Origin of the sequence: Desulfovibrio sp. JY (assembly GCA_021730285.1) — a bacterium.
In the GTDB taxonomy this organism is placed as follows: Bacteria; Desulfobacterota; Desulfovibrionia; order Desulfovibrionales; family Desulfovibrionaceae; genus Solidesulfovibrio.
Genome location: CP082962.1, coordinates 3,664,572 through 3,690,913 on the forward strand (window position 1 = coordinate 3,664,572; position 26,342 = coordinate 3,690,913).

Genomic DNA, 26,342 nt, shown 5'->3' on the forward strand with positions numbered 1-26,342 from the left:
GCAAGAGCCAAGGCAAAAAGAAGCAACCGCGGGTAAACCCGAAGCCGCCAGGGCGTCAGCAGCGCGTTTTTCACCGAGAGAATCCGGTCCGTCCACGATGCCGGGGCGCTCCGTTTCGTCGTGCCCGCCTACATGGAGTCCATTTTGAAGGTTATCAGTGACAGAAAAGCGCCCTGGGGGTCGCCTATCACGCAAAAGCGCCCGACGCCCGGGATGTCGGTCGGCTCCTTGTAGACGGTGCCGCCAAGCTCCACGGTTTTTTTCGCCGCCGCGTCCACGTCGTCCACGGAAACGTACGAGCCCCACACCGGCGGCATTTTCGCCGCTTCGGGCGGTATGGGCATGATGCCGCCGACCGCCGTGTCTCCGGCCTTGACGATGGTGTAGGTCATGCCCATTTCCGGCATGGGCTTATCCTCGGTGGTCCAGCCGAGCAGCTTGGCGTAAAAGGCCTTGGCCCCTTCCACATCGGTGGTCATCAGCTCGTTCCAGCTGAAAACGCCCTGCCTGGTGAAGTCCTCTCCCATGATCGCACCTCCCGTTTTTTCGGGATGACCGCCAATCGGCATTCCCGCATGATTTCCCTACGAAAAAGGGGGCGGACTGGCAAGAAGGCGGGGGGTAGCGCCAAAGCACGATCCTCTCGGGCCGGATGTCGCATCGCCCATAAAAAAAGCCCCCGCAAAAGCGGGGGCTTTGTCGGCGGAGCCTTGTGAACCCTGCGTTACTTCTGGGCGACGTGGTGGCAGCCGTTGTTGGAACAGGGGGACACGGAAAGGGGCTTTTCACCCTTTTCCTTGCGGGCGATGTTGGTCTTCATGTGGCAGCCGAGGCAGCTGTTGGCGGCGTTCTTGTCGTGGAAGGCCCGGAAGTAGGACATGGGGTCCTGACGTTCCTTGAGGTTGTCGTGGCAACCCTCGGTGGCGCAGCCTTCGATCTTGCTCTTGCCGTCCCACATGTGGTGGCAGGTGACGCAGGGAATATTGCCGTGCTGGCCGTGGGAAAAAGTGACGGGCGCAAAGCTGGTCTTCAGCACCCCGGCCGGGCGCTTGAAGGTCAATTCCAGGGGATAGCAGACAGTGGACTTGGCATCGACGATCGCACTGAATTTGCCGCCCTCGCTGTAGGCCGCCGAGGCCAGCGCCAGGGTGAACACGAAAAGGACCAACATGGAAAACATGACCTTGGAACGCATCCGACTCCCTCCTTAAAAACTCCAACAAACGGTGAATGGATCTTGCCGCTGCGAATACACAGGCGGCCGTCGCAGGCGTGAGCCCCGCCGCCGTAATTCAAGTGAAAAGCGTAAAATTTCACAAGTCGGAAGTCAACAGATTTTCCAAAAATACCGTTGTCCCAAAGCGGATGCGTTCGGTCGGCCAGAGGCCGTCTCAGCGCCTCTTACCGGTCATCCGCGTCGGACGCATCATCGAGGTCATCGCCATCCAATTTTTCACTGGCTTCCAGGGCGTCCATGAGGTCGAGGCTTAAGCGGATGAAATCCGAGGCGGTGATGATGCCGACCAGCTTGCCGCTTTCGACCACCGGCAGACAGCCGTATTTCTGGGTCAGGAGCACCTCGGCCGCCTGGCGCAGGGGGAGTTCCGGCGTGGCCATGGCCACGTCGGCGCGCATGACCTCGGCAATGGGGATGCCGCCGTAGATTTCGTCCTCGGTGGTCTGGTCGATTTCGGCCAGCCGGGACACCGAGGCGGCCAGGATGTCGCGGTGGGTGAGCAACCCCACGAAGGCGCCGGCGACATCGATGATGGGAAGATGGCGGATGCGGGCATCTTCCATGGTCGTTTTGGCCGCAAGCAGGCTGTCGGTATCGCGCAGGGCAATGAGGTCCTCGGTCATGAGGTCGCGGGTGAGCAGCATGGAATCCTCCTTGTCTGCCGGAGATGGCATTGCCGGCTTGCCCTGTCAAGCCGGTCCGCGTTGACTTGAGGCGGAAATTCTGTTTTCCAAATAAGATCGCGCCGGCGCGCGGGATGGCCTGACATCGGGTCGGGCAGAGGGCGGAGGATGAACGGGGCGGAGCCGACAATCGATTTGAAGCGCAATCGGGACCGCATGGTCCGGGACCAGATCGAGGCCCGGGGCGTGTCCGATCCCGAAGTGCTGCGGGCCATGCGCAAGGTGCCCCGGCACTTGTTCGTGGAAGAGGCGCTCATCCCGCAAGCCTACGAGGATCATCCCCTGCCGCTCGGCCATGGCCAGACCATCTCCCAGCCCTATGTCGTCGCCTGGATGACGGAACTGCTGGAGGTGAAACCCGGACTCCGCGTGCTGGAGATCGGCACGGGCTCGGGGTATCAGGCCGCGGTCCTGGCGGAGATGGGCGCGTACGTGTTCACCGTGGAGCGGGTGCGTCCCCTCCAGGCGGCCGCCCGCAAGCGTCTGGAGGGACTGCGCTACCTCAAGGTGTGCTTCAAGCTCGACGACGGCACGTTGGGCTGGCCCGATGCGGCCCCGTTCGACCGCATCCTGGTCACGGCCGGCGGCCCCAAGGTGCCGGAGCCGCTCATCGAACAGCTCGCCGATCCGGGCCGCATGGTCATTCCCGTGGGCGAGACCAGACGCAGCCAGCGGTTGCACGTGGTGCGCAAGGAAAACGGCCGGGTCATAGCCCGAAGGCTCGGCGAGGTGACGTTCGTGGACCTGGTCGGGGCCCACGGCTGGTAGCCGCAAGGGAGAAGGCGCATGGCGCAAGGAAGTTCCTGCCGGTCCTGTTCCGGCAAGCCCGAAGCCCCGGGACGGGACGCCACCCGCGAGGGACGCATCGGCGAGACCCTGGCCAGAATCCGCTACAAGATTTTCGTCATGAGCGGCAAGGGCGGGGTGGGCAAGAGTTCGGTGGCCGTCAACGTGGCCTGCTCCCTGGCCGACGAAGGCGCCAGGGTGGGGCTTTTGGACGTGGACCTCCACGGCCCCAACGTCACCCGCATGCTGGGCATTTCCGGAGCCATGGAAGCCCGGGGCGCGGCGGCCATCGCCCCCAAGCGCCTGGGCGACAATCTGCTCGTGGTCTCCATGCAGTCCCTGCTGACGGACCCGGACCAGGCGGTGCTGTGGCGCGGCCCCATGAAGACCACGGCCATTCGCCAGTTCATCGCCGACGTCGACTGGGGCGAACTCGACTACCTGGTCATCGACTCCCCGCCCGGGACCGGCGACGAGCATCTGGCAGTGCTCAAAACCGTGCGCGACGCCCTGTGCGTGCTGGTGACCACGCCCCAGGAAATCTCCCTGGACGACGTGCGCAAGACCGTCAATTTTCTCCAGTACGCCAACGCCAACATTCTGGGCGTGGTGGAAAATATGAGTGGGCTCGTGTGCCCGTATTGCCACAAGGAAATCGAGCTCTTCAAAAAAGGCGGCGGCGAGACCCTGGCCCGGGCCTACGGCCTGGAGTTTCTCGGGGCCGTGCCGCTTGATCCGGCCACGGTGGTGGCCGGGGACCTGGGGCGGCCGGTGGTGCGCCTGGAAGAGGACTTCCCGGCCAAGCGGGCCTTTGTCGCCCTGGCCCGGTCCATTGCCGCCGCCTGCCACTCGAGTCTCGAAGCCGCCGCGTCGCCCTGTACCTGAGACGGGACGGGCCGGCATTTTTCCAGGCCGCAACCGCCCCGGTCGTGCCGCGCGCGCCTGCCGCCGCCGGACCGAATGCCGCCCGAGGCTTTACGCCGGCCGATGATTGCTTTATTTGCCTGCGAGCCGTCCTTTTTAACACCAAAGGCCAATCCCCATGTTCAATCTCGCCAACAACCTGACCCTCGCCCGTATCGCGGCCGTGCCTATCCTGGTGATTCTGCTGTATTTCCCAGGAAGGATCACCTGCCTTGTGGCCTTGCTCTTTTTCATCGCCGCCTCGGTGACCGACATCATGGACGGGATGGTGGCCAGGCAGCGCAACCTCGTGACCACCTTTGGCAAATTTCTCGACCCGCTGGCCGACAAGCTGCTCGTGAGCTCCCTGCTCATCATGCTGACGAAGCTCGGCTGGGTGGAAGCCTGGATTTCGGTCATCATCATCGGCCGGGAAATCGCCGTGACCGGGCTTCGGGCCATGGCCATCGACCATGGCGTGGTCATCGCTGCCGACCGGTTCGGCAAGCTCAAGACCATATTGCAGATGCTGGCGCTGTGCCCGCTGGTGCTGCATTACCCCTGGTTCGGCTTCAATCCCGTGCCGCTGGGAAATATTCTTTTGTATCTGGCCGTGGTATTGACCCTTGTATCCGGGGGCAATTACTTTTATGGATTCGGGAAAAAAGTGATCTGGGCCAAAGACGCCCCCCGGTAGGGCGACGGCCCGCCCGGACGGAAAAAGCAAGTACGACGCTATGAAAGCCAAAAACATTTCCAAGCTGGCCAGACGCCGGGTCCGCGTGGCGCGGCCGGCCGGCGGTCGAGGGGCGCGCGGCGCGCATCGACGCGACGAGAACCTGTCGGCCCGCATCGAAAACTGCCTGCATACCATTCTGGAACTCGAGCCGGACCTGGAGCGCCTCCAGTTCGGCCACTACCTGCTGCGCGACTTCAACATCCTCAAGATGTTCCTTTCCCATGTCGAGGAAATCGAGGTACAGGAGCAGGACGTGGCCCGCATCGAGGCGGCCACGGAAAATTTCCTGAAGGAGCTCAAGGAACCCTTGGAGCAAAACGAGTACAAACGTTCGAAAAAGTACGTCGTGCAATGATATGATCTGGCGACGGTTCCTGCTGACGGGCCTTATCTTCTTCAATATCTTTCTGCTCTATAATCTTATATGGAGTGATAACGGTATTTTTGCCTATCTGGAACTCAAGACCCGCCATCAGCAACTCAAGGAACGCCTGGAAGCCATCAACGACCATTCCCTGGACCTCAGTCAGGAAATCCGCTGGCTCAAGACGGATCGCGCCTTTACCGAAAAGATGGCCCGATCCCAGATGAATTACCTCAAGGGAAACGAAATCCTCTACCAATTTCCCAAAGACTCCCCCGCACCCGAGCAACAGGAGGGGCAGAGGACCGATGGTCAATAAAATCGATTTTTACCGGGAAGTTCTGGAGATCGAACCCAATTCCAAGATCTTCTTTCCCCTGGCCCGCAAGCTGGCCGAGCAGGGCCAAACCGATGAGGCGGCGGCCGTGCTCGCCAAGGGCATCACCTTTCATCCCGATCATCTCGAGGCCAAATTTTTCCTGATCGAACTGCTTACCGGACTTGACCGGCAGGGGGAGGCGGACGCGGTCTTTGCCGACGTCGGCAAGATGCTCTCCAACTACCCCTCGGTCTGGCTGCTGTGGTCCCGCGAGGCCGCCGCCCGGGCCAAGGACCCGTCGTTGGCCATGCTTTTTCTGGCCAACTATTTTCAAAACCAGACCCTTACCTGGTCCGAGGTCATGGAGCGGGGGCTCAAGAGCCTGCGCCGCAGCGCGCCGGGGGCGGCGCCCGGGCATACCCCGGACGAAGCCGCGACTTCGGAGCCGCCGGCCGCGATGCCCGAGCCTGCGCCGGTCGCGCAGTCCCGGGAGGCCATAGCGCCCAAGGAACCCAAGGAATCCAAGCCGGCCTCGTCGGCGGTCGCGCCAGCGCCCGCCGAGGGAGGCGACGAGGCCCCGCAACTGCGCGGCGCCAGGGAAGTGATGGAACTGGCCGAGATTCTGGAACCGCCCGCGGAGGTCGGTGACAAAGGCAAGGCGCGTTCCGGCAAGAGTCGCGACACCGCCGTGCGCACCAAGACCATGGCCGCCGTGCTGGCCGAGCAGGGCGACACGTCCGGGGCGCTTGGCATTTACGAAGAGTTGCTTCGCAGCGCCCCATCCGAAACCGAACGCCAGGATATCGAGGCCCGCATGGCCGCGCTTGCGCCCGGCAAGGGGGGAGCGACGTCCGATGCCCCGGCGGTGACCGACGTCGCCGACGACACGGCCGGCAAGCCCAAAAGCGCCGCCAAGCTCGTCAGTTTTCTGGAGGCCCTGGCCGGACGCCTGGACGCCCGGGCCGAAAGCTGACGCCGTAGGACGATTCCGGCGACCGCCTGATCCCGTACAATCTGGAACTTCAAGAGGAAATGGCCTTGAAACGCACTGTAAGCGCGGCCCTTGCGGCCTTGTGTTGCCTTCTTTTTCTCAGCGGTTGCGGCTCGATCAAGACCTCGTGGCGCGACACCAAGAAACTGTACCGCGAGTACATCAATACCGACCCGACCATCGATTTCTCCGCCCAGGGCATCACCGACAAGGGACTGCAACGCCTTGCCGCCCTCATGATGCCCGTGGATGAGCGCCTCATGGCCATGCTGCGCGCCCTGGGCAGCCAGGACACGCCCCCGGAAAACGAATGGTGCCAGCAGTTTTTGACCAACCATTCCTGGATTTCGGCCGTGTCCGTGCTCGACGCCTCCGGCGCGGTGCAGTTCCAGGCCCCGTCGGTATCCATGCGGCCCCTCGATTTTGCCGGGCTGTTGGAATTCGGCGACCGCTACAAGGTCCGCAAGATGGGAGCCCAGGTCAAAACCGACGAATTCGGCACCGTGGTCATGGTGGCCGCACCGTATTTCAAGAACAACGAGTGGGCCGGCCTCGTGGTCGCAAGCTTCGATCCGCGCAATCTGGCCAAATTCTCGCCCCAACCCGACGCGCTGTCCATCCTGTCCACCGAAGGCGTGGTCTGGGCCGGCGGCGGCCAGGGCGAAGCCCTTGCCGGGCTCAAATGGGACGAGATCCTCAAGAGCTCGGTTAACGGTGAAATCACCTCCGGCGGCGCGGAGTATCTCTGGCAGGCCCGCTATGTCGGCCAGCTTGAATTCATCTACGTCACCGACGCCCGGGAAGCGCGGGCCACGAAGCCAGAGCCGGCCAAGGCGAAGGAAGCGCCCAAGGCCGATGCGCCCGACGCCGCGACTCCGAAAACAGGCGCGCCGCAAACGCCCGAGTCCAGGGCTTCGCAAGGGGTGCCGGTAAGCCCTCCCGCCATTCCCTAGACGTCGCCGCGACACGTTCTCATGGCCGGCGGCTCGGGCCGCCGGCTTTTTTTTATTTGTGACAACCCCTGGAAAATCTTGTGGGAACCGCCCGGCCATTGTAAAAAGACCGACACCGCACGCACCGTCAGCCGTTTCGCACCCGGCGGAAACCATGACGGCGGGAGGAATAAAGCATGCCCCAAGTTACCGTGACCGAACATCTGCTGTTGCACCAGAAGGAATCCCCCATGGCCTCCGGCCGGTTCACCCGGCTTTTAAACGAGCTCATTTTGGCGGCCAAGATCATTTCCCGGGAAGTCCGCAAAGCCGGCTTGGTCGATGTTTTGGGATTTACGGGCGAGATCAACGTCCAGGGTGAGCAGGTCCAGAAGCTCGACGAATACGCCAACAAGGTGCTCATCCACCGCATGGAGCGTTCCGGCGTGCTGTGCGCCATCGCCTCCGAGGAAAACGCCGATTTGGTCCGCATTCCGGATCAGTTTCCCAAGGGCGATTACTTCCTCATCTTCGACCCGCTCGACGGTTCGTCGAACATCGACGCCAACGTCAATGTGGGCACCATCTTTTCCATCTACCGCACCAAGAGCGAATGCGGCGGCGACAAGCTGTGCGACCTGCTCCAGCGCGGTTCCGAACAGGTGGCCGCCGGCTATTTCCTGTACGGCACCTCCACCATGATGGTGTACACCACCGGTCGGGGCGTCAACGGCTTCACCCTGGACCCGAGTGTGGGCGAATTTCTGCTGTCCCATCCCGACATCAAGATTCCGGAAACCGGCCGGGTCTATTCGGTCAACGAGGCCTACTGGGACTACTGGGACGAACCGACCAAGGAGATCGTCCGCTACTTCAAGGGATCGGACAACCTGCGCGGCCAGCCCTACGCCGGGCGTTACATCGGGTCGCTGGTGGCCGACTTCCACCGCAACCTGCTTTACGGCGGCGTTTTCCTCTATCCGGCCGACCATCGCGATCCCAAAAAGCCCAAGGGCAAGCTGCGGCTTTTGTGCGAAGCCTCGCCGCTTTCATTTGTGTGCGAACAGGCTGGCGGCCTGGGCAGCGACGGCGTGCGTGACATCCTGTCCATCGACCCCGAGGAATTGCACCAGCGGGTGCCGCTTTTCATCGGCAGCAAAAACGACGTGGCCAAGGTGGTGGAAATATACGCCAAGGCGCGCCAGTCGTAAGACGCCCATGCTTTGTCTTGGCCTCGAGACCTCCTGCGACGAGACGGCCGTGGCCCTTTGCGAGGACGGCCGTCCCGTGGCGGAAAAGCTCGCTTCCCAGATCGATGTGCACGCGCTTTTCGGCGGTGTGGTGCCGGAGTTGGCCTCGCGGGAGCATCTGCGCCGCATGGGGCCGCTTCTGCGCGCGCTTTTCGCCGATTCGGGCCTGACCCTGGCCGATGTCGACGCCGTGGCCGTGGCCCGGGGCCCGGGGCTTCTGGGCAGCCTGCTCATCGGTCTGGCCACGGCCAAGGGACTCGCCCTCGGAGCCGGCAAGCCGCTTATCGGCGTGGACCATCTCCATGCCCACCTCATGGCCGCGACCATCGGCCGGGAGGTGCCGTATCCGGCCCTGGGGTTGCTCGTTTCCGGCGGGCATACCCAGATCATGCTGCTGCGTTCGGCTCTCGATATCGCGGTTATGGGGCGCACCGTCGACGACGCCGCCGGCGAGGCCTTCGACAAGGCGGCCAAGTCCCTGAATCTCCCGTACCCGGGCGGGATCTATATCGATGTCCTCGGCCGGGACATCGAAGCCGACCACACGCTTTTTCCCAGGCCCTTTCTCGACAACCACCATCTCGATTTCAGCTTCAGCGGCCTCAAAACCGCCGTGGCCACCTACGTCGCCGCCCACGGCGAGCTGCGCCTGCCCGTGATGCCGTCCCCGGGCGGGGCCATCGACCCAAACGTCTGGCCCATGCCCATGCGGCGTGTCTGTGCCGCGCTCAATTTCGCCATCGCGGATACGCTTCGCGTCAAGATGGAGCGGGCGCTGGACTCCCGGGACACCGGGCCGGTACGCGCGCTTCTGGCCGCCGGCGGCGTGGCCGCCAACAGCCGCATCCGGGAAATGCTCACGGATCTGGCGGCGCGCCGGGGGCTGCCTCTTTTCCTCCCCCGGCGGGAGCTTTGCGCCGACAACGCCACCATGATAGCGGCCACGGGCTGCCTGCTCGGGCGGGCCGGCCTGACCCATGGCCTCGATTGCGACGCCGTGCCCCGCGGCCGGCGGGTGCCCTGGGATTACCGGGAGGGGCCTCCCCTTGGGCGGGCATCGGTTGACAGGCGGCCCGCGCCGCAATAGATTTGCAAAGTTGCAGACTGCGTAACGGTCAGGCGGCGGAGCATTCTCCGCCGCATCCCAATTCGGATAAAACCCGGCCGCCAGGCGGCCGGCCAAGCCACAAAAGGAGTATGCAACCATGGCCATTCAACTTAGCGACGCGAATTTTGAGGCCGAAGCCCTGCAGTGCGATCTGCCGGTCCTGGTGGATTTCTGGGCTCCGTGGTGCGGGCCGTGCCGGGCCATGGGTCCCGTCATCGACGAACTGGCCAACGAGTACACCGGCCAGGTCAAGGTGGCCAAGATGAACGTGGACGAAAACCCGAGCACCCCCAGCAAGTACGGCATCCGCGCCATCCCCACCCTGATCCTTTTCAAGGGCGGCGAAGTGGTCGAGCAGATCACCGGCGCCGTGTCCAAAAGCAGCATCAAGGAAATGCTCACCCAAAAGGCTTTGTAGTTCATGAAACGTTATGACGCCGTGGTGATCGGGGGCGGTCCGGCCGGTATGACGGCCGCCCTGTATCTGGCCCGTTCCGACGTATCCGTGGCCATGGTGGAGAAGCTGGCCCCGGGCGGTCAGATGCTCATGACGCATCTGATCGAGAATTATCCCGGCTTTCCGGACGGCATCGAGGGCTGGAAGCTGGCCGACCTCATGGCCGCCCATCTCGGCCATTACGCCGTGGACCGCGTCGGCGACGAGGTCCGATCCATCGAATCGGTCGACGGCGTCCACCGCATCACGGTCGGCGACGAGACCATCGAGGCCACGGCCGTGGTCCTTTGCACCGGCGCCCGCTACAAACGGGTGGGCATCCCCGGGGAAAAGGAATTCGTGGGCAAGGGCGTGTCCTACTGCGCCCTTTGCGACGGGAACTTCTTCCGGGGCCAGACCGTGGCCGTCATCGGCGGCGGCAATTCGGCCCTTGAGGAATCCCTTTACCTGTCCCGGCTGGTTAAAAAGCTCTACCTCATCCACCGGCGCGACGATTTCCGGGGGCAGAAATGCTACCAGGACCGCTGCACGGTGAGTCCCGTCATCGAAATCCTGCGCTCGACCATTGTGTGCTCCATTATGGGCGGGGAGAGCGTGACCGGCATCGAGGTGCGTAACGTCAAGGATGGCAACTGCCACGTCATCCCGGTTGACGGCGTGTTTGTCTTCGTCGGCTTCGAGCCCCAGGGGGACTTCTATCCCGAGGGACTTGCCCGCGACGACAAGGGATTCATTGCGACCGACGCGGAAATGCGCACCAATATCGAGGGCATTTTCGCCGCCGGCGACATCCGATCCAAATCCTGCAGGCAGGTGGCCACGGCCGTCGGCGATGGCGCCAACGCCGCCCATGCCGCCTACGCCTACATCAGTTCGCGCTTCTCGCAAGGCTGACGGCCGGACCCGGACGGACGCCGTTGCGAGACGGAGGCGGACGGACGGGTTCGGTTTTTTCCATTGTGCGCCCTCGACCCATCTGGTAAGAGGACGCGCATCAAAACGCCGGACGCGACGCCGACATGTGGGGGCGTCGCGTCCGGCGCAATGCGCCCGGACCCCTCCGGGCCGTATTTGGGAATGTACCATGAATGCGATGATGCGCCGCTTTCTGCCGTTGACCTGCCTGCTGCTGTTTCTTGGCGGTTGTGCCGGGCTCATGGACTATTATTTTCTTCCGCCGCCGGAGGATACCGCCCAGGAACTTTATGAAGCCGGGCGGCAGTCTATGTCGGAAAAGGACTACTACGGGGCCATTAAATATTTTATCAAGCTCAAGGACCGCTACCCCTTCAGCCCTTACACCCCGATGGGCACCATCGCCCTGGCCGACGCCTACTTCCTGACCGAGGATTACGGCCCGGCCGCCGAAACCTACAAGGAATTCGAATCCGTTCATCCGCGTAGCGAAGAAATTCCCTACGTCCTCTACCAGATCGGCGTCTCCAACTTCAAGCGCTCCGAATCCATCGACATGCCGCAGGGCAATCTCCAGGAAGCCTTGCAGTACTTCTACCTGCTGCAGCAGACGTTCCCGGACACCGACTACGGCAAGGAGGCGGCGGAATATATCCGGCGCTGCCGGAAGCGCCTGGCCGAGCACGAGCTGTTCGTGGCCGACTTCTACTGGCGTACCGACCAGTACGGCGCGGCCTGGAAGCGCTACATGTACACGGTGGAGAACTTCAAGGACCTGGAGGAAGTGGAGGCTTACGCCAAGCTGCGGGCCGAACTTTCCTACCTCGAATACCAGAAGACCTTAAGCGAAGCCGAGCGCCGCAAGATCGAAGGCAGCTGGCACAACTGGCTCAAGCGCTGGTTGTAACGCAGGCATGCGGGCGGGGCCATTGCCGGTCCCGCCCGTTTGTGCGTCCCATCCCCCTCATCCCCGAGATCCAGATCCCATGACGCCGGAACAGGAAACGGAGCAGTGTGACGCGCCGGCCGCTTTCTGGCCGCCGTCCATGGAGCGCGGCCGCGTGGCCGATGCCGCTTTTGCCAAGGCCTACGCCCGGGTCACGGACCGGCAGCGTTCGCTGCTCAAAACCGGTATCGCCGCCATCTACGCCGCCTGCGGCGGTCCCATGCCCCCGTATCGCCGCCAAAGCGTGGGGCTTGGCCACGATCTGACCCTTGACCGGTTGGATGTGCCGCTCGATTTCGCCGTGGTTTTGTGCGGCGCGGGCTTCACCTCGCCGGCAAGGCTCGCCGCCGCCGTCATCCCGGCCCTGTGCGCCCGGGTGCCGGAAGTCGCGGCCGTGCGGGTGGGCGGGGGAAGCTGGCCCCAGCCGCTTTTGACCACCCTGGAGCTTTGCGGCGTGGAGGCAGCCTGCCGCCTCGGGGTGCGTTCCCTGTCCGGGTTGTGGGCGGAACTGGCGCCAAAGGGCAGGGGAGCCGTCGTGCTCCTGGACGGCGTGCCGTTTCCGAGCGAAAGCCTCGCTGGCGGCCTGCGGCTGTTGTCGGCCAAGACCTCGGGTCGATGCGGTATCCTGTGCGGCCCGGACGACGACCTGGACCACGAGGCCTTGCTGTTCGCCCAACCGGACATGGTCTTTGGCGTCCATGGCCGGGACGAAAATTGTTCCGCGCCGTTTGTCCCTGCCCCGGGCGGGCTGGCCGAAGCGGCCGATTGCGGCTATGATGCCCTTTGCGTCGCGCGTGAAGCGGTGCCCAGCGCCCTTGGCGCGGCGCCGCTGGTCCTTGCTCCCGGCCGGGAAATTTTCTGGCTGTGGCCGCAACTTATGCCCGACGCCTTTCGCCGCGTGGCTACCGCCGCCGCTGTCGACGACAGAGCCGTAAGCGGCTGCTAGCCCACGGCCATCACGTGCCAACCCCGACGGAGCGTTCATGAGCGCCAAGAAGGGAGCCGGCAAAAGCAGGCTCCAAAGCCTCCGCAACATCGGCATCATCGCCCACATCGACGCCGGCAAGACCACCTTGACCGAGCGCATCCTCTTTTACACCGGCAAGATCCACCGCATGGGCGAGGTGCACGACGGCACGGCCACCATGGATTTCATGCCCGAGGAGCAGGAGCGGGGCATCACCATCACCTCGGCCTGCACCACCTGCGCCTGGAATAACGCCGTCATCAACATCATCGACACCCCCGGGCACGTGGATTTCACCATCGAGGTCCAGCGTTCCCTGCGTGTCCTCGACGGCGTGGTGGGCGTCTTTTGCGCCGTGGCCGGGGTCGAGCCCCAATCCGAAACGGTCTGGCGACAGTCCGTGGCCTACGGCGTGCCCAAGCTCGCCTGCGTGAACAAGCTCGACCGGCTCGGCGCGGATTTCGAGGCGGTGCTTACCGCCATGCGGGAAAAACTCGGCGCGAATCCCGTGGCCGTGACCATTCCCGTGGGCCAGGGGGCGGAGCTTGCCGGGCTGATCGACCTGATCGGCATGGAACGCCTGGATTTCGACCAGGCAAGCCAGGGCGGGGAGATCACCCGCCGTGCGCTGTCCCAGCAAGAGGCGGATATGGCCGCGCCCTGGCGCGAGGCGCTTGTGGAGGCGGCCTGCGAGCACGACGAAGGGCTCATGGATGCCTATCTTTCCGGGGAACCCATCGACCGGGCGGTCCTCATGGCGGCCCTTCGCGCCGGCACGCTCTCCCATGCCCTGGTCCCGGTCTATGCCGCCTCGGCGCTCAAAAACATCGGTGTCCAACCGCTGCTCGACGGTGTGCTGGCCTTTTTGCCGAGTCCCCTGGACCGGGGCGAGGTGACGGGCCTTGATCCCCGCACCAAAAGCGAAAAACGCTTGGCCCCGGACCCCGATGCGCCCCTTTCCGCGCTGGCCTTCAAGGTCAGCATGGAAACCGGGCGCAAGCAGGTTTTCGCCCGCATCTATTCCGGCCGCCTCGAAGCCGGCAAGGACGTCTACAACGCCACCCGGGACTGTATCGAACGGCCGGCCCGGCTTTTTCGGCTCCACGCCGGGCACCGGGAAAAGCTCGAATCCGCCGGCCCGGGCGAGATCGTGGCCGTGGCCGGACTGCGCCAGACCGTCACCGGCGACACCCTGTGCGATCAGGGCGACCCCATCGTGCTCGAGTCCATCGCCGGCTACAAACCCGTCATCAGCCTGGCCCTCGAACCCCGAAACGCCGAGGAGTCCGACCGGCTCAAGGAAGTCCTCGACAAACTGCTCCAGGAAGACCCGACCCTGACCCTGGTCCACGACGCGGACACCGACCAGCTGATCCTTTCCGGCATGGGCGAACTGCACCTCGACGTGGTGCTCGAGCGGGTGCGTCGCGAATACGGCGTCTCCCCCCGGGTCGGCAAACCGCAAGTCGTCTACCAGGAAACGGTCACGACCCAGGGCGTCGGTGACGGGCTGTTCGACCGGGAGCTTGGCGACAAGCGCCAGCATGGCCAGGTGGCCCTGGCCGTCTCGCCGCTGCCCCGTGGAGCGGGGCGGGACATCGCCTTTGCCATCGACACCCAACCCTATCCCCAGGCCTGGATCACGGCCATGGAGGAGGGGCTGGTCGACGGTTTGCAAAGCGGGCCCATAAAGGGGTATCCGGTCCAGGACGTGCGGGTGCGGGTAACGGGCATCGGCACGGTCGAGGGGGTAACCTCGGCGGTCGGCTGCCGCCTGGCCGCAAGTCAGGCGCTCAAGGCCGCTCTGACCGCCGCCAAGCCGGCCCTGCTCGAACCCATCATGGAGTTGGAGATCAGCGTGCCCGACGCCTTTGTCGGCGACGTGGTCGGGCTTCTCGGCTCCAAGGGGGCCAAGATCGAGAACATGGTCGATCGCGGCGGGCACAAACTCGTCGAGTCGCTGGCGGCTCTGCGACAGATGTTCGGTTTTTCCACGGAGTTGCGTTCGGCCACCCAGGGCCGGGCGGCCATGACCATGCGCTTTTCAAAATTCGACCTGCTGGCCTGAGCGCCGCGCCATCTACCATTCATGTCCACACGCGCCCTGGTTCCCCCGGAGATTTCCCGACGTTTTGACGTGCTGCGCACGCTGCTCGTCGTTTTCATCGTCGGCGTGCATGCGGAAAAAGGCATCCAGGCCTATTACACCCAGGTGCCCGATGGGCTGCGCGCCTATCTGGTCGTTTTCCCACACAATATCTTCCGGCTGTGCGTGCCGATTTTCTTCAGCATCTCCGGCTACCTTTTCTATCTGACCTACAAGCCGACGGTGGAGGCCTATGGCCGGATGCTGGTCAAAAAGGCCCGTACCATCCTTGTCCCGTACCTGCTTTTCAACGCCATCAGTATTGCACTGATCCTTATATTCAACAAAATCCCCTACATCGGCGACTTCAACGACCTACACCGTGACGGCATCCTCAAATACCTGCTCGGTGTCTACCGGTTTCCGGCCGTTTATACGCTGTGGTTCCTGCGCGACCTCTATGTCTTTTTCCTGCTGGCCCCGGTCTTTTATGTCGTGTCCGTGGAGATTCCCCTGCTCGGGCTGGTGGTCTTCTGGGCCATCTGGATGTTTATTCCCCAGCACGGGCTTCCGGTGGAATTAAGCGGCATGTTCTTTTTCTACCTGGGCTGCCTGCTCTCCCGGACCAGGGCCGACCTCGATGGGGCCAGGCGCTTCACCGTCCCGGCCTGCGTCCTCTATTTGGCCGTACTGCTGGCCGTCAGCTTCGTGGAATATACCCAGGGAACGGGCACCGAGATCTATCAGACGCTTTATCGGCACAACCTGATCTTCGGCACGGTGTGCCTGTGGCTCTTGACCGGTTACTCCCGGTTCGGCGATTCGCAATTTTTGCTGCGCTTCTCCGGCGTCTCCTTTTTCGTCTATTTGACCCATGAACCGGTGCTGTCCTACCTGATCTACGGAACACGGTTCATTTTCCATCCCTCGGGATCGGCGGCGGGCATAGGGTATATGGTGCTGCTGACGACCCTGCCCTTTGCCCTGTGCGTGGGCCTGGGGAACCTTCTTTTGCGCTATGCCCCGGCTGTCTATGCCGTGGCCACGGGGGCGCGGCAACGATGAGCATGCGGGTCATTGCCGGCCGTTTCGGCGGACGGCGCATCCAGGTCGTGGACGCCGTGGGGCTGCGGCCGGCCACGGGCCGGGTGCGGGAAGCGCTTTTTTCCATGCTGGCGGCCCGGGAGGCGATTTTCCCCGGGGCCAGGGTGCTGGATCTCTTCGCCGGGGCAGGGAGCGTGGGCATCGAGGCCCTCTCACGCGGCGCGGGATACGGCCTTTTCGTGGAGAAAAATCCGGCCGTAGCCAAGATGCTGCGCGAGAACCTGCGCGGCCTGGGACTGGCCTCCGGCGAAGCCAAAGTGGTGGAGGCGGACGTGGCCCGGGCACTCCCCCGGCTGGCCGAAACGCCTTTCGATATCGTGGCCATCGACCCGCCCTATGGCCACGACCTGCTCCCGCCAACCCTGGCCGCCCTTGTCGGAAGCGGCCTGCTGGCCCCGGACGGGGTCATTGCGGCGGAAATCGAGGCCGGCGCGCGTCTTGCTCCCGCGGACGTCCCGGAGTCGCTCGCCTGCCTGACCGACCGGACTTACGGTCAAACGAGGATCATCCTATGGACGCCACACAAAACTGCATCGCCGTCTACCCCGGAACCTTCGACCCCCTGACCAACGGGCACGTGTCCCTGGTGCGCCGGGCGGCCAAGGTTTTCGGAGCGATTATCGTGGCCGTGGCCGGCGACTCCCACAAAACGCCGCTTTTTTCCCTCGACGAACGCGTGGCCATTGCCGACGCGGTGTTCGACCATGACGCTTCCGTCATGGTCGAGGGGTTTAACGGCCTGCTCGTGGACTACGTCAAGCGCCGCCGGGCCAATGTCATCCTGCGCGGCATGCGGGCTGTTTCCGATTTCGAATTCGAGTTCCAGATGGCGCTCATGAACCGCAAGCTCGACCGCAGCATCGAAACCGTCTTCATCATGACCGACTACAAGTGGCTCTACATCAGTTCCACCATCGTCAAGGAAGTCTGCAAGCACGGCGGCGAGATACGCGGCATGGTCCCGGAACTGGTGCGGGAACGGATGCGGGAAAAATACGGCCTGGCCGATCCCAAAAAGGGAGCGTGAACGTGGCGGCGACGCGCATCGTCTGCCTGCTCGGGGCCACGGGCACGGGCAAGACAGCCGTGGCCTTGGCCCTGGCCGAGGCTTACGGCGGGGCAGTGGTCAACGTCGACTCCCGGCAGGTCTACGCCGGGCTTTCGGTGCTGACCGCCCAGCCAACGGCCGCAGAGCAGGGCAGATGTCCCCATTTCCTTTACGGCGACACGCCGCTCGACACGGCCGTCAATGCCGGCTCCTTCGCCAAACGCGCCCGGGGTGTGGTCGCCTCCATCACCACGCGTGGCCTGCTTCCGCTGCTCGTCGGCGGCACGGGGCTCTATTTCCGGGCCATTCGCGGCGGGCTGGCCCCCATTCCGCCCGTGCCGCCGGCCGTTCGCGCCGCAGTCGCCGCTCGCTACGACGCCACCGGTGCCCGGGCCATGCACGAGGTCCTGGCCGCCGTGGACCCGGCCGCCGCCGGCCGCATCGCCCCGGCCGACCGCCAGCGCGTGACCCGGGCTCTGGAAGTGCATGCCGCGACCGGCCGGGCCCTGTCCGACTGGCAGGCCGCCGGCGATCCGGATGCGCCGGAGTACGACGCGCTGGTCATCGGCCTGTCCCTCCCTCTGGACGCGCTGACGCCGCGTCTGGCCCGCCGCATCGAGGCCATGGCGCGCGAGGGCGCGGTGGAGGAGGTGCGCGAGGCGCTGACGCGCTATCGGCCCGACGCGCCGGGACTTACCGGCATCGGTGGCCCGGAGATCGTCGGCTACCTCTCCGGCGCGTGCAGCCTGGAGGAAGCCAAGGCCAAATGGCTGGCCAACACCCGGGCCTACGCCAAGCGCCAGATGACCTGGTTTCGCAAGGAGCCGGAGGTGCGCTGGTTCGCGCCCGGCGATACGGCCGGGGTGTGCGAAGCGGCCGGGCGCTGGCTTGAAGGGGGGACGGCATGAACCGTCGGCAAATCCTGCGCCTTCTGGGCCTGTCGGGGCTCCTTGTGGTCGGTGCGCCGAGCGTCTCCCGGGCCGCGTCGTCCGACGAACTGGCTCGAAGCGCCCAGGATGCTTTGGAATCCGGCGATACGGACAAGGCCCTGTCCCTGCTTAACGAGGCTATGGCCAAGGACCCGCGAAACGACCGCGTCCAGGCCCTGCTCGGGCGGACCTATTTCCAACGCGGCGACGCACGCACGGCCCTGGCCCATTTCACCCTGGCCGTGCGCCTCAACCCCGAGGACACGCTGTCGCGCATCATGGTCGAGACCATAAGCCAGTTCCCCTTGCCGCCGGGCGGCGACAAGCCCGGCGATACGCCGCCCCGGCGCGCCATGGCCACGGACAAGGCGGCCATGGCTGAGCGCGAGGCGCTCAGCCATCCGACGGCGGAGGGGGCGCGGAACACGCCGATGCGCCTGCTCATCGATGCGGGCCATGGCGGGATGGATGTCGGCGCGCCGGGGGATGGGCTTCGCGAATCCGACGTGACGCTCGATATCGCCCTGCGTCTGGCCCGGATTCTGGCCGCTTCCCCGCAACAGGTGGCCTTGTCGCTTTCGCGCACGGCCGATGTGTCCCTGCCCGATTGGGCACGGGCGGCCCTGGCCGGTTTTTACGGCGCGGACCTGCTCGTCTCGCTGCATGCCGCCCGTGTGCCCAGACCCGAGGCGGCCGGGATCGCGGTGTATGCCTATGCCCTCACGTCGTCCGACGCCCTGGCCGGGGAAGTGGTCCGGGTGGAGGGAAGGGGGCGGGGACGCCGACCAGCCGAAGCAAGCCGGGCCGGGCGGGACATTTTCCTCACCGCTGCCCGGCGCGCCGCCGGTACCGGACGCATGGAGGCCGGGAAGCGTCTGGCCGGGCAGCTGACCGCCGCCCTGCGCCAGGGCGCGTCGCCGCTCCCCGTGGCGAGTGGCGGGGCGGGGGCGTTTCCGCTTCTGGCCGCGTCCGATGCCCCGGCCGTGCTCGTGGAGACCGGTTTCCTGTCCCATCCGCAAGACGCCGCCGCCCTGGCCGTGCCGGAAAAACGTCAGGCCGTGGCCGATGCCCTGGCCCGGGCCATCCTGGCCGTGGCCGGGCGCGAAAAGGTCGGTGCGCCATAAAAAAGGCCCCGGAAGGCATGCTTCCGGGGCCTTGTCGGCAATTCCGGCCCAGGCTATTTCTTGTCGGCGTCGTCCTTGCTCTTGCCCGGGGTCACGTCGATTTCGTCCGGCTCGTTGGTGGCCTTCTTGAAATTTTTGATGGCCTTGCCCATGCCGGCTCCGATCTCGGGAAGCTTGTTGGCTCCGAAAATGATGAGCACGATGACCAGAATGATGATAAGCTCCGGAAATCCGATTCCAAACATGTCATGCCTCCGCGAGTGGGTTGGCCGAGGCTATACACGCCGCCTAGGGGCAGGTCAAGAAAGCCTGGGCCGCATGGAAAAACCGTCATGTCGGCCGTGGTGACATGCCTGCCGGGTCTTGGCTGCCGGCATTACCTTCTCGGCCGCTGCCTCTACGAGGAACATGTGAACCCCGGCCTCGACCAGGGATTTCGCTGCCGGGTTCTGACGCGCCTTGGCCGTGCCTTCGACGATTTCCTGGTTCGGGCCGAGGCCATGGGCTTGACCGAGGAGCAGGCCGGACGGGTCTGGCGGAGCCGTTTTCCGGAAACCCTGACCAGAGAGGGCTCTTGTCGGGATTACCTGCCCGGTGATACGACTTCTTTCCCGGATTGCGCCAATGCAGCCGGTGAACTGTGCCTGCTCGCCCTGCCGGCCTGTCCGGGCCGGTGTCGGCGCTTTTTCAAACGCCAAGCTCCCTAACGCCGCAAATAAAGGATTGCCCATGAACGGCCTGCTCTTTTTCCCGGGACTGCATCCCGGCCTGACCCGGGACCTTCCCGTCGGCGTGCGGCTGCTCGATCCCGGCCTCGGCGAGGCGGACGAGGCGCGGCTGCGGCCGACCGTGTTGCCGCTTCGCGCCGAGGAACTCGACGCTTGCCTGCGCGAATGCGACCGGTTGCGCCGGGAAGTAAGGGACCCCAAGGATCTAGCCTTGCTCGCCGGCTATGGTTCGGGACATTTCTTCGCCGACACGTCTTTTGCCGCCCGGGAAGAACTCGAAGACCATATGCACCCCGAACGCGTGGTCGACCGCCGGCGACGCGCCGCCCAGCTGGCCCTGTGCCTGGCCTACCGGATCGAGGAAAGCCTGCTCGACCTTGTCGACGCGGGCGAATGCGACGCGCGCTTCGCCTCGGCCATGGCCGAAAGCCTGGGAATGACCGAGGACGACACCGACGAGGAGCTGATTGCCGCCCTGGCGGCCACGGGTATCCCCACCCAGGCCGCCCTGGCCGAAGAGTTCCGGCCGCCCTGGCGACAGCTGTTGCAGCCTTTCTGGGCCATCGCGCCGGAAGACGCCGGGCTTTTCATCGCCGATCCCGAGATCGCCGACAGCCTTCTCGATGCCGGCCTGCCTTTCGCGCCGCTTGGCGCCGGGGATTTGGCCGCGCTCTTTCCTCAGGGCGGGCCCGAAACGCCGTTGCTCGCGGCAACGCTTCCCGGCTGGCGGCTTCGCGGCAACACCCGTCCCGATCCCGAGGCCCCCTGGCTCGATGTCCCCCGGACCATCGTCATCCCAAAACCGTAAGGAGCGCCCGGTGTACGTGTGCGATACCAAGTCCCCCCCCGCATTTCTCGAACGGGTTCGGGGCGTCATCTTCGACTGCGACGGCGTGCTGGTCGATTCCCGCGACGCCAACCGCATGTACTACAACCTCATCCGCGAGGGCGTCGGCATGCTGTCGCTCACGCCGGAGGAGGAAGACTATGTGCACATGCATTCCGTCAAGGAATGCCTGGCCCACATCATCCCGGCCGACCGCCTGGAGGAAGCCCTGGAAGTCCAGCGCAACCTCGATTATGCCGAGGACATTTTTCCTTTTATCTATCTGGAGGACGGCCTGGTCGAACTGCTGGAAACCCTGGCCAAGCGGGAGGTGCATATGGCCGTGCACACCAACCGCACCAACACCGTCGAAATCCTGTTGCGCCACTTCGAGATCGACCAGTACTTCGCTCCGGTCATAAGCGCCGGCCGGCTCAAGCGGCCCAAGCCGGATCCCGAGGGCGTATTCACGATTCTCGACGCCTGGAAGCTGCCGGCCGAATCCGTGGCCTACATCGGCGACTCGGCCCTAGACGAGCGCTCGGCCAGGGCGGCGGCCGTGCCTTTCTGGTCGTACAAGAACCCGGCGCTGTCCGCAGTCATGTACATCCCGGACTTCGACACCTTGCGCGGCTGCCTTGCCGGAGAGTCGGAAACCAAGGACGCATAGCATCGCGTTGCCCATAGGGAGAGCTCGTTTTCAAGACCCTGTTTTTTCGCCCAGGAAAGTGCTCGTTTTCCCAGGCGTGGGCAGGGCCATGGCGTCCCGGATTCGCACCGGGGCCCAAGGCGTGGCGACCCGTTTTTTCCAGGGCGAAAGGACCGGCAGCCGGGCCGGGAGGCCCCGCCGGGCCTTGGCTGGCGGGAATTGTCTTGATTAATGGCCGCCGCTGTGCCATTTTTACGTTACGGCGCGTTTGCGTAAGCGCTGCATGCGAAAGGAAGATACATGGATATCATTGGATATTTTTTGGTTGCGGTGGCCAGGGTTCTGGACATCGTCCTCTCCCTCTACTTCTGGATTATCGTGATCGCCGCGCTCATGTCCTGGGTACGTCCCGATCCGTACAATCCCATTGTCCGATTCCTGCGGGCCATGACCGATCCGGTATTCTACCGCCTTCGGCGCTGGCTGCCCTTTCTGTCCATAGGCGGTTTCGACCTTTCGCCCATTGTGGCCATCCTGGCCGTGCAGTTTCTGCAGTGGTTCCTGGTGCCCACCCTGATGCGGCTGGGCGGCATTGGCCTGGGGCGTATGTAACACGGAGCCGGAGTTCGCGCATGCGCGTGTCTATGCCCCAAATGACGCCAACCGGGCGGCCTGCCGAAGGCCGCCTGCAGTCCGGGCGCGATAGCCGTGATCGTTGAGACGCGAAGCGTAACGAATCGGATGTTTTCCTTCAGCCAGTCCGGAAACAGCCGGCGCAATGCGGTCCGTCCGTTGGTCGGGGCGTCTGCGCGCGTGGCCACGGCCTTTGGCCCGACGATGGCGGGGTCCTGATATGGCCGCGTCGACGAAAATCCGGACCGCAACCCCGGCGATGCCCGTCTTCGCCGCGGCGGACGGGGAGGGCGGCTGGACGCTGCGGGTGGCCGTCACTCCCGGCGGCAGTCGGGATGCCCTGGCCGGACTGGCCGAGGACAGGCTGCGGGTGCGGCTGCGAGCCAAGGCCGTCGAAGGCCAGGCCAATGCCGCGCTCACCGCGTTTCTGGCAGAGTGCTTCGGGGTGCGCCCCCGGCAGGTCCGTATCGTGTCCGGGGAAAAATCCCGGAAAAAGATTGTGCGTATCATCGCCGAGTCCGAACCCGATTGGTCCATCGCGACCGAGACGGGATGTGACTAGAACCGTCAACAAGGAGTCTTTGCCATGGACCAACGCGATCTGGATCTCATTGCCAAGTACGGCGAGGCGGACCCGGAACTCAAAAGCCTGTACGAGGAGCATATCGCGTTCGAGAAGATCCTGAATAAGATGGAAGGCAAACCCTTCCTGAATCCCGCTGAAGAGACCGAGCTTAAGGAAATCAAGAAGAAAAAGCTGTCCGGAAAGACTCGCATCGAAACGCTCCTCAGAAAATACCGCAAGGCGGAGGACCAGTAGACATGGAACTCACCGGGGCCCAGATCCTCCTCGAATCCTTGCGCCGCGAGGACGTGGAAGTCGTTTTCGGCTTCCCTGGAGGAGCGGTCATCGACATTTACGACCAGCTTCCCAACTACCCCCTGCTGCAACACGTGCTGGCGCGCCATGAGCAGGGAGCCATCCACGCCGCGGACGGTTATGCCCGGGCCACGGGCAGGGTAGGCGTATGCCTGGTGACCTCGGGCCCCGGAGCCACCAATGCCGTAACCGGCATTGCCACCGCCTATATGGATTCCGTGCCGGTGGTCATCATCACCGGCCAGGTCCCGACCCCTCTTATCGGTAACGACGCCTTCCAGGAAGTGGACATCGTCGGCATCACGCGTCCCTGCACCAAGCACAATTTCCTGGTCAAGGACGTGCGCGACCTGCCCAAGGTCATCAAGGAGGCCTTCTATCTGGCCGCGACCGGCCGGCCGGGGCCCGTGCTCATCGACCTGCCCAAGGACGTGCAGCAGGCCAAGTGCGTCTACAACTACCCCAAGCAGATCAAGATGCGCAGCTACAACCCCACCTACGCCCCCAACCCCAAGCAGGTGGCCAAGGTCGCGGACGTGGTGCGCAAGGCCAAAAAGCCCATCATCTACGCCGGCGGCGGCGTCATCGCCTCCAATGCCTCCGAGGACCTGACCTGGCTGGCCCGCACCTTCAACATCCCGGTCACGGCCACGCTCATGGCCTTGGGCTGCTTTCCGGCCGACGATCCGCTGTGGCTCGGCATGCTCGGCATGCACGGCACCTACGCCGCCAACATGGCGATAAGCGGTGCCGACCTGATCCTGGCCGTGGGCAGCCGCTTCGACGACCGGGTCACGGGCAAGCTCAGCGAATTCGCCAAAAACGCCAAGATCGTGCACATCGACATCGACCCCACCTCGATCCAGAAAAACGTGGCCGCTGGCATTCCGGTGGTGGCCGACTGCAAGAGCTTCCTCATGGCGCTGCGCCAGACGCTGGAGGCCGATGTTTCCGACGCCTCTGCCGCTCCGGTCCGCGACACTCCCTGGCTCGCCCGTCTGGCAAGCTGGAAGGAGGAAAAGCCGCTGGCTTACGAGCAGGGCACGGACGTCATCAAGCCGCAGTACGTGGTGGAGATCATTTCCCGCCTGACCAAGGGCGAGGCCATCATCACCACCGAGGTCGGCCAGCACCAGATGTGGGCCGCCCAGTTCTACCAGTTCACCAAGCCCCGGTCGTTTATCAGCTCCGGCGGGCTCGGCACCATGGGCTTCGGCTTCCCAGCCGCCATCGGGGCCCAGGTGGCCTTTCCCGACCGTCTCGTCATCGACGTGGCCGGAGACGGCTCCATCCAGATGTGCATCCAGGAACTGGCCACGGCCGTCTGCTACGGCCTGCCGGTCAAGATCGTCATCCTGAATAACGGCTACCTCGGCATGGTTCGCCAGTGGCAGGAGCTTTTCTACGCGAAAAACTACTGTTCCACCTGTCTCGACGTGGCCCCGGACTTCGTCAAGCTGGCCGAGGCGTACGGCGCGGCCGGCTTCCGCGTGTCCGACCCGGGGCAAGTCGAATCCGTGCTGACCGAGGCCTTCGCCCTGCCCAAGACCGTCATCGTGGACGTCGTCGTCGATCGCGAGGAGAACGTTGCGCCCATGGTCCCGGCCGGCAAGTCCATAACCGAGATGATTCTCGTCTAGGAGCCGCCCATGCGCCACATTCTTTCCATTCTGGTCGAAGACGAACCCGGGGTGCTCTCCAGGGTGGCCGGGCTTTTCAGCGGTCGCGGCTACAACATCGAAACGCTCAACGTGGCCCCGACCCTGACCGAGGGCCTTTCCATGATGACCATCACCACCGAAGGCGACGAAGCCATCGTGGAACAGATCATCAAGCAGTTGCGAAAACTCGTCACCACGCTCAAGGTCGTGGACCTGACCGACGTCAAGTCCGTGGAACGCGAAATGATGTTGCTGCGGGTGGACGCCGAGGGCGCCAAGCGGGCAGAAGTGCTGCGCATCGTGGACATCTTCCGCTGCAAGGTGGTGGACGTGAGTCTCGACGAGCTCATCCTCGAGGTCACGGGAACCCAGGACAAGCTCGGCGCGCTGATCAATCTGTTGCAGCGTTTCGGCATCAAGGAAATCGCCCGCACCGGCGCCGTGGCCATGCGGCGCGGCATGCAGGAATAAAAAAGGAGCTACAATGAAGATTTATTACGACCAGGACGCCGACCTTTCCCTGCTGGCGGACAAGACCGTCGCCATCATCGGCTACGGCAGCCAGGGGCACGCCCATGCCCAGAATCTGCGCGATTCCGGCGTCAAGGTGGTTATCGGCCAGCGTCCCGGCGGGCCCAATTGGGATCTGGCCAAGGAGCACGGTTTCGTTCCCATGTCCGCCGCCGAGGCTGCCGCCGCTGCGGACGTCATCATGATCCTGGTTCCGGACCAGACCCAGCGGTCGCTGTACGAAAAAGACATCCTGCCGAACCTCAAGGCCGGCAAGATGCTCATGTTCGCCCACGGCTTCAACATCCACTACCAGCAGATCGTGCCCCCGGCCGACGTGGACGTGACCATGATCGCGCCCAAGGGCCCGGGCCATCTGGTGCGCCGCGTCTACACCGAGGGCGGCGGCGTGCCCTGCCTGGTGGCCGTGCACCAGAACGCCAGCGGCAAGGCGTTGGAATTGGCCCTGGCCTACGCCAAGGGCATCGGCGGCACCCGCAGCGGCGTGCTCACCACGACCTACCGCGAAGAGACCGAGACCGACCTCTTCGGCGAGCAGGCCGTGCTGTGCGGCGGCGTGGCCGAACTCATGAAGGCCGGCTTCGACACCCTGGTGGAAGCCGGGTACGAGCCCGAGAGCGCCTACTTCGAGTGCATGCACGAAATGAAGCTCATCGTGGACCTGATCTACGAGGGCGGCCTGTCCCGCATGCGCTATTCCATCAGCGACACCGCCGAATACGGCGACTACACCCGCGGCCCGCGCATCGTCACCGACGAGACGCGCAAGGAGATGAAGCGGGTGCTCAAGGAAATCCAGGACGGCACGTTCGCCAAGGAATTCATCGTGGAGAACATGTCCGGCCGGGCTCATTTCCTGTCCATGCGCCGCCTCAACGCCGACCATCCGGTGGAGAAAGTGGGAGCCAAGCTGCGCGACATGATGAGCTGGCTCAAGAAGTAGTTCTTTGACGCGATGGCGCGGCCGTGCCTTCGGGGGCGGCCGCGTTTCGAAGGAGATGTTCATGCCTGATCGCGTCCATTCTGGAAGACGTTTGTCAGCCTGTGCCGCTGCCCTTTTGCTTGCCGTCGTATGTTGTCCCTTGACCGCTTCGGCCCGAAGCACGGCCGATGCGTCCAAGGCCGTGGAAGTCGACGCCCAGCCCACCTTTGCCGCCATGCTGGCCAAGGCCCGCACCGGCGACCCCAGGGCGCAGTGCGAGGTGGGGGTGGCCTATTTAAACGGCGACCGCGTGGCCCAGGATTTTCGCCAGGGCCTTGCCTGGCTGACCCAGGCCTCGGATGCCGGCTTCGGCTATGCCCGGTATGTTCTGGCCGACGTGTACAGCCGTGGCTATGCCGGCGTGCCGGCAAGCGATGCCAACGCGTATTATTTCGCGACGTTGGCTGCCGCTTCTTCCTCGCTTGGCGAAAAGTACAAGGACCGGGCCATCAAACTGCGTGATGCCAGCGCCGAACGCCTGAGTACGGCCCAGGTGACGGGACTGCAGGCCAAGGCCGCTCTGGCGCCGCTCAATGGCATGGCCGACAACGAGAACTGATTCGA

General features: G+C 64.4%; 33 protein-coding genes. 29 read left to right on the top strand and 4 right to left on the bottom strand.

All coding sequences use genetic code 11. The features are described from left to right. Positions 1-128 precede the first annotated feature (128 nt). The 3 genes from K9F62_16335 to K9F62_16345 all read right to left on the bottom strand — a co-directional run bounded on the left by K9F62_16335 (position 129) and on the right by K9F62_16345 (position 1,881). Positions 129-527, bottom strand: coding sequence for a VOC family protein (locus K9F62_16335; GenBank protein ID UJX40253.1), 399 nt, complete (start codon positions 525-527; stop codon positions 129-131). Between the two features lie 197 nt (positions 528-724). Next, a complete protein-coding gene (locus K9F62_16340; protein UJX40254.1) occupies positions 725-1,195 on the bottom strand; it encodes a cytochrome c3 family protein in 471 nt (156 codons plus the stop codon). 206 nt (positions 1,196-1,401) lie between these two features. Beyond that, positions 1,402-1,881 (bottom strand): CBS domain-containing protein, encoded by a 480-nt coding sequence (locus tag K9F62_16345; GenBank protein UJX40255.1) that lies wholly within the window; start codon positions 1,879-1,881, stop codon positions 1,402-1,404. Positions 1,882-2,028: 147 nt separating this feature from the next. Between K9F62_16345 and K9F62_16350 the strand changes: the two genes are divergently transcribed. From K9F62_16350 to K9F62_16440, 19 genes are all read left to right on the top strand, one after another. Further along, a complete protein-coding gene (locus K9F62_16350; GenBank protein UJX40256.1) occupies positions 2,029-2,688 on the top strand; it encodes a protein-L-isoaspartate(D-aspartate) O-methyltransferase in 660 nt (219 codons plus the stop codon). Between the two features lie 18 nt (positions 2,689-2,706). Then, positions 2,707-3,591, top strand: coding sequence for an Mrp/NBP35 family ATP-binding protein (locus K9F62_16355; GenBank protein UJX40257.1), 885 nt, complete (start codon positions 2,707-2,709; stop codon positions 3,589-3,591). 157 nt (positions 3,592-3,748) lie between these two features. Beyond that, the gene (gene pgsA / locus K9F62_16360; GenBank protein ID UJX40258.1) at positions 3,749-4,306 is read left to right on the top strand and encodes a CDP-diacylglycerol--glycerol-3-phosphate 3-phosphatidyltransferase; all 558 of its coding nucleotides are present in this window, start codon (positions 3,749-3,751) and stop codon (positions 4,304-4,306) included. Positions 4,307-4,346: 40 nt separating this feature from the next. Continuing rightward, positions 4,347-4,703, top strand: coding sequence for a hypothetical protein (locus K9F62_16365; protein ID UJX40259.1), 357 nt, complete (start codon positions 4,347-4,349; stop codon positions 4,701-4,703). Position 4,704: 1 nt separating this feature from the next. Continuing rightward, entirely contained in the window at positions 4,705-5,031 is a 327-nt protein-coding gene (locus K9F62_16370) for a septum formation initiator family protein (protein ID UJX40260.1), read from the top strand. Then, positions 5,021-6,004 carry a tetratricopeptide repeat protein gene (locus K9F62_16375; protein ID UJX40261.1) on the top strand — a complete coding sequence of 328 codons (984 nt, stop codon included), beginning with the start codon at positions 5,021-5,023 and terminating at the stop codon, positions 6,002-6,004. Before K9F62_16370 ends, K9F62_16375 begins: the two co-directional genes overlap by 11 nt. 65 nt (positions 6,005-6,069) lie before the next feature. After that, complete coding sequence (locus K9F62_16380; protein UJX40262.1) at positions 6,070-6,975, top strand: hypothetical protein; 906 nt, start codon at positions 6,070-6,072, stop codon at positions 6,973-6,975. 176 nt (positions 6,976-7,151) lie between these two features. Beyond that, on the top strand, positions 7,152-8,165 hold the full coding sequence (fbp, locus tag K9F62_16385) for a class 1 fructose-bisphosphatase (GenBank protein UJX40263.1): 1,014 nt from the start codon (positions 7,152-7,154) through the stop codon (positions 8,163-8,165). Positions 8,166-8,172: 7 nt separating this feature from the next. Then, the gene (gene tsaD, locus K9F62_16390) at positions 8,173-9,291 is read left to right on the top strand and encodes a tRNA (adenosine(37)-N6)-threonylcarbamoyltransferase complex transferase subunit TsaD (GenBank protein UJX40264.1); all 1,119 of its coding nucleotides are present in this window, start codon (positions 8,173-8,175) and stop codon (positions 9,289-9,291) included. A 118-nt stretch (positions 9,292-9,409) separates the two neighbouring features. Further along, a complete protein-coding gene (gene trxA / locus K9F62_16395) occupies positions 9,410-9,730 on the top strand; it encodes a thioredoxin (GenBank protein UJX40265.1) in 321 nt (106 codons plus the stop codon). A 3-nt stretch (positions 9,731-9,733) separates the two neighbouring features. Further along, positions 9,734-10,663, top strand: coding sequence for a thioredoxin-disulfide reductase (trxB, locus tag K9F62_16400; protein UJX40266.1), 930 nt, complete (start codon positions 9,734-9,736; stop codon positions 10,661-10,663). A gap of 190 nt (positions 10,664-10,853) precedes the next feature. After that, positions 10,854-11,591, top strand: a complete 738-nt coding sequence (locus K9F62_16405) for an outer membrane protein assembly factor BamD (protein UJX40267.1) — start codon at positions 10,854-10,856, stop codon at positions 11,589-11,591. Between the two features lie 79 nt (positions 11,592-11,670). After that, a complete protein-coding gene (locus tag K9F62_16410; GenBank protein UJX40268.1) occupies positions 11,671-12,576 on the top strand; it encodes a hypothetical protein in 906 nt (301 codons plus the stop codon). Between the two features lie 37 nt (positions 12,577-12,613). Next, positions 12,614-14,665: an elongation factor G gene (fusA, locus tag K9F62_16415; GenBank protein UJX40269.1), complete on the top strand. Its 2,052-nt coding sequence runs from the start codon at positions 12,614-12,616 to the stop codon at positions 14,663-14,665. A gap of 21 nt (positions 14,666-14,686) precedes the next feature. Beyond that, positions 14,687-15,748, top strand: coding sequence for an acyltransferase (locus K9F62_16420; protein UJX40270.1), 1,062 nt, complete (start codon positions 14,687-14,689; stop codon positions 15,746-15,748). Then, a complete protein-coding gene (gene rsmD / locus K9F62_16425) occupies positions 15,745-16,353 on the top strand; it encodes a 16S rRNA (guanine(966)-N(2))-methyltransferase RsmD (GenBank protein ID UJX40271.1) in 609 nt (202 codons plus the stop codon). The genes K9F62_16420 and rsmD overlap by 4 nt, the downstream gene beginning before the upstream one ends. Then, positions 16,299-16,814 (top strand): pantetheine-phosphate adenylyltransferase, encoded by a 516-nt coding sequence (gene coaD / locus K9F62_16430; protein ID UJX40272.1) that lies wholly within the window; start codon positions 16,299-16,301, stop codon positions 16,812-16,814. The genes rsmD and coaD overlap by 55 nt, the downstream gene beginning before the upstream one ends. Positions 16,815-16,816: 2 nt before the next feature. After that, positions 16,817-17,743 carry a tRNA (adenosine(37)-N6)-dimethylallyltransferase MiaA gene (gene miaA, locus K9F62_16435; protein UJX40273.1) on the top strand — a complete coding sequence of 309 codons (927 nt, stop codon included), beginning with the start codon at positions 16,817-16,819 and terminating at the stop codon, positions 17,741-17,743. Continuing rightward, positions 17,740-18,888, top strand: a complete 1,149-nt coding sequence (locus K9F62_16440) for an N-acetylmuramoyl-L-alanine amidase (protein ID UJX40274.1) — start codon at positions 17,740-17,742, stop codon at positions 18,886-18,888. Before miaA ends, K9F62_16440 begins: the two co-directional genes overlap by 4 nt. A 53-nt stretch (positions 18,889-18,941) precedes the next feature. On the opposite strand, the gene K9F62_16445 is transcribed toward K9F62_16440, so the two are convergent. Then, positions 18,942-19,133: a twin-arginine translocase TatA/TatE family subunit gene (locus tag K9F62_16445; protein UJX40275.1), complete on the bottom strand. Its 192-nt coding sequence runs from the start codon at positions 19,131-19,133 to the stop codon at positions 18,942-18,944. Between the two features lie 87 nt (positions 19,134-19,220). Between K9F62_16445 and K9F62_16450 the strand changes: the two genes are divergently transcribed. The 10 genes from K9F62_16450 (at position 19,221) to K9F62_16495 (ending at position 26,337) form a co-directional block, all read left to right on the top strand. Further along, the gene (locus tag K9F62_16450) at positions 19,221-19,595 is read left to right on the top strand and encodes a hypothetical protein (protein UJX40276.1); all 375 of its coding nucleotides are present in this window, start codon (positions 19,221-19,223) and stop codon (positions 19,593-19,595) included. Positions 19,596-19,617: 22 nt separating this feature from the next. Continuing rightward, complete coding sequence (locus tag K9F62_16455) at positions 19,618-20,424, top strand: hypothetical protein (protein UJX40277.1); 807 nt, start codon at positions 19,618-19,620, stop codon at positions 20,422-20,424. A 10-nt stretch (positions 20,425-20,434) separates the two neighbouring features. Beyond that, entirely contained in the window at positions 20,435-21,112 is a 678-nt protein-coding gene (locus K9F62_16460; GenBank protein UJX40278.1) for an HAD family hydrolase, read from the top strand. A gap of 279 nt (positions 21,113-21,391) precedes the next feature. After that, complete coding sequence (locus tag K9F62_16465; GenBank protein UJX40279.1) at positions 21,392-21,703, top strand: YggT family protein; 312 nt, start codon at positions 21,392-21,394, stop codon at positions 21,701-21,703. A gap of 241 nt (positions 21,704-21,944) precedes the next feature. After that, on the top strand, positions 21,945-22,286 hold the full coding sequence (locus K9F62_16470) for a DUF167 domain-containing protein (GenBank protein ID UJX40280.1): 342 nt from the start codon (positions 21,945-21,947) through the stop codon (positions 22,284-22,286). Between the two features lie 24 nt (positions 22,287-22,310). After that, on the top strand, positions 22,311-22,544 hold the full coding sequence (locus K9F62_16475; GenBank protein UJX40281.1) for a DUF465 domain-containing protein: 234 nt from the start codon (positions 22,311-22,313) through the stop codon (positions 22,542-22,544). Between the two features lie 2 nt (positions 22,545-22,546). Beyond that, positions 22,547-24,244 carry a biosynthetic-type acetolactate synthase large subunit gene (ilvB, locus tag K9F62_16480; protein UJX40282.1) on the top strand — a complete coding sequence of 566 codons (1,698 nt, stop codon included), beginning with the start codon at positions 22,547-22,549 and terminating at the stop codon, positions 24,242-24,244. 9 nt (positions 24,245-24,253) lie between these two features. Further along, positions 24,254-24,736: an acetolactate synthase small subunit gene (gene ilvN, locus K9F62_16485; GenBank protein ID UJX40283.1), complete on the top strand. Its 483-nt coding sequence runs from the start codon at positions 24,254-24,256 to the stop codon at positions 24,734-24,736. Positions 24,737-24,749: 13 nt separating this feature from the next. Beyond that, on the top strand, positions 24,750-25,739 hold the full coding sequence (gene ilvC / locus K9F62_16490) for a ketol-acid reductoisomerase (protein ID UJX40284.1): 990 nt from the start codon (positions 24,750-24,752) through the stop codon (positions 25,737-25,739). Positions 25,740-25,800: 61 nt separating this feature from the next. After that, a complete protein-coding gene (locus tag K9F62_16495) occupies positions 25,801-26,337 on the top strand; it encodes a hypothetical protein (GenBank protein ID UJX40285.1) in 537 nt (178 codons plus the stop codon). Positions 26,338-26,342 lie beyond the last annotated feature (5 nt).

Bases quoted from the DNA above. Each gene is read 5' to 3' on its own strand.
- K9F62_16335 (UJX40253.1), bottom strand. From the start codon at position 527: ATGGGAGAGGACTTCACCAGGCAGGGCGTTTTCAGCTGGAACGAGCTG.
- K9F62_16340 (UJX40254.1), bottom strand. From the start codon at position 1,195: ATGCGTTCCAAGGTCATGTTTTCCATGTTGGTCCTTTTCGTGTTCACC.
- K9F62_16345 (UJX40255.1), bottom strand. From the start codon at position 1,881: ATGCTGCTCACCCGCGACCTCATGACCGAGGACCTCATTGCCCTGCGC.
- K9F62_16350 (UJX40256.1), top strand. From the start codon at position 2,029: ATGAACGGGGCGGAGCCGACAATCGATTTGAAGCGCAATCGGGACCGC.
- K9F62_16355 (UJX40257.1), top strand. From the start codon at position 2,707: ATGGCGCAAGGAAGTTCCTGCCGGTCCTGTTCCGGCAAGCCCGAAGCC.
- pgsA (UJX40258.1), top strand. From the start codon at position 3,749: ATGTTCAATCTCGCCAACAACCTGACCCTCGCCCGTATCGCGGCCGTG.
- K9F62_16365 (UJX40259.1), top strand. From the start codon at position 4,347: ATGAAAGCCAAAAACATTTCCAAGCTGGCCAGACGCCGGGTCCGCGTG.
- K9F62_16370 (UJX40260.1), top strand. From the start codon at position 4,705: ATGATCTGGCGACGGTTCCTGCTGACGGGCCTTATCTTCTTCAATATC.
- K9F62_16375 (UJX40261.1), top strand. From the start codon at position 5,021: ATGGTCAATAAAATCGATTTTTACCGGGAAGTTCTGGAGATCGAACCC.
- fbp (UJX40263.1), top strand. From the start codon at position 7,152: ATGCCCCAAGTTACCGTGACCGAACATCTGCTGTTGCACCAGAAGGAA.
- tsaD (UJX40264.1), top strand. From the start codon at position 8,173: ATGCTTTGTCTTGGCCTCGAGACCTCCTGCGACGAGACGGCCGTGGCC.
- trxA (UJX40265.1), top strand. From the start codon at position 9,410: ATGGCCATTCAACTTAGCGACGCGAATTTTGAGGCCGAAGCCCTGCAG.
- trxB (UJX40266.1), top strand. From the start codon at position 9,734: ATGAAACGTTATGACGCCGTGGTGATCGGGGGCGGTCCGGCCGGTATG.
- K9F62_16405 (UJX40267.1), top strand. From the start codon at position 10,854: ATGAATGCGATGATGCGCCGCTTTCTGCCGTTGACCTGCCTGCTGCTG.
- K9F62_16410 (UJX40268.1), top strand. From the start codon at position 11,671: ATGACGCCGGAACAGGAAACGGAGCAGTGTGACGCGCCGGCCGCTTTC.
- fusA (UJX40269.1), top strand. From the start codon at position 12,614: ATGAGCGCCAAGAAGGGAGCCGGCAAAAGCAGGCTCCAAAGCCTCCGC.
- K9F62_16420 (UJX40270.1), top strand. From the start codon at position 14,687: ATGTCCACACGCGCCCTGGTTCCCCCGGAGATTTCCCGACGTTTTGAC.
- rsmD (UJX40271.1), top strand. From the start codon at position 15,745: ATGAGCATGCGGGTCATTGCCGGCCGTTTCGGCGGACGGCGCATCCAG.
- coaD (UJX40272.1), top strand. From the start codon at position 16,299: ATGGACGCCACACAAAACTGCATCGCCGTCTACCCCGGAACCTTCGAC.
- K9F62_16440 (UJX40274.1), top strand. From the start codon at position 17,740: ATGAACCGTCGGCAAATCCTGCGCCTTCTGGGCCTGTCGGGGCTCCTT.
- K9F62_16445 (UJX40275.1), bottom strand. From the start codon at position 19,133: ATGTTTGGAATCGGATTTCCGGAGCTTATCATCATTCTGGTCATCGTG.
- K9F62_16450 (UJX40276.1), top strand. From the start codon at position 19,221: ATGTCGGCCGTGGTGACATGCCTGCCGGGTCTTGGCTGCCGGCATTAC.
- K9F62_16455 (UJX40277.1), top strand. From the start codon at position 19,618: ATGAACGGCCTGCTCTTTTTCCCGGGACTGCATCCCGGCCTGACCCGG.
- K9F62_16465 (UJX40279.1), top strand. From the start codon at position 21,392: ATGGATATCATTGGATATTTTTTGGTTGCGGTGGCCAGGGTTCTGGAC.
- K9F62_16470 (UJX40280.1), top strand. From the start codon at position 21,945: ATGGCCGCGTCGACGAAAATCCGGACCGCAACCCCGGCGATGCCCGTC.
- K9F62_16475 (UJX40281.1), top strand. From the start codon at position 22,311: ATGGACCAACGCGATCTGGATCTCATTGCCAAGTACGGCGAGGCGGAC.
- ilvB (UJX40282.1), top strand. From the start codon at position 22,547: ATGGAACTCACCGGGGCCCAGATCCTCCTCGAATCCTTGCGCCGCGAG.
- ilvN (UJX40283.1), top strand. From the start codon at position 24,254: ATGCGCCACATTCTTTCCATTCTGGTCGAAGACGAACCCGGGGTGCTC.
- ilvC (UJX40284.1), top strand. From the start codon at position 24,750: ATGAAGATTTATTACGACCAGGACGCCGACCTTTCCCTGCTGGCGGAC.
- K9F62_16495 (UJX40285.1), top strand. From the start codon at position 25,801: ATGCCTGATCGCGTCCATTCTGGAAGACGTTTGTCAGCCTGTGCCGCT.